The following is a 577-nucleotide window of genomic DNA, read 5'->3' on the forward strand; positions in this document are numbered from 1 at the left end:
GGGTAGCCCCATGCCCGATAAGCGCATGCAAAATCGCAGCACTCCCAGACAAGGACACATTTTGTAACAAAATTCGATAGTCATACATCGTACCATCAAGATCCGTTGCCTCGAACGATGCTCCACCAAACGCCGCAAGCCAATCGCTCACAGCAGTCCACATATAGTCTTTTGGCGGGTCAACCGTGATTAAATTACCACTCTCATCCCATGATAGCGTCTGCCCTTCTGATCCACGGGCGAGTCGCTTGGGTTTGCCATCCTGACCGCCCACAATGATGTCGCCGCGCGCAGAAATAATGTCCGAGCGGATCGTGCCCCCAAGAGCCTCGGCCAGGGCGTCAATGGCTCCCTGTACGTTTGAGGCGGACAGTCCAACAGCCGTCCCGGAGTATGCGTGATTGTCCGCATCGAGGTAGTACGCTGGTGCTTGGCCATCCAATACCTCCGCATTGAGTGCTGTGGCTGGTGTCGTCACAACTCCAGTGTCAGGGTTGATAGCCATCAGCGAGATATCCGCGACACCAGTCCACACCTTGACTGTCCATGCTGTCGCAGTGTTGTCATCGATCCACAT

At 54.9% G+C, this 577-nt stretch carries 1 protein-coding gene; it reads right to left on the reverse strand.

What is annotated here, in order from left to right:
- A partial coding sequence (locus GO013_RS16720; RefSeq protein ID WP_163813178.1) for a hypothetical protein occupies positions 1-577 on the reverse strand: 577 nt, incomplete at both ends.

The organism is Pseudodesulfovibrio sp. JC047 (assembly GCF_010468615.1).
In the GTDB taxonomy this organism is placed as follows: domain Bacteria; phylum Desulfobacterota; class Desulfovibrionia; order Desulfovibrionales; family Desulfovibrionaceae; genus Pseudodesulfovibrio.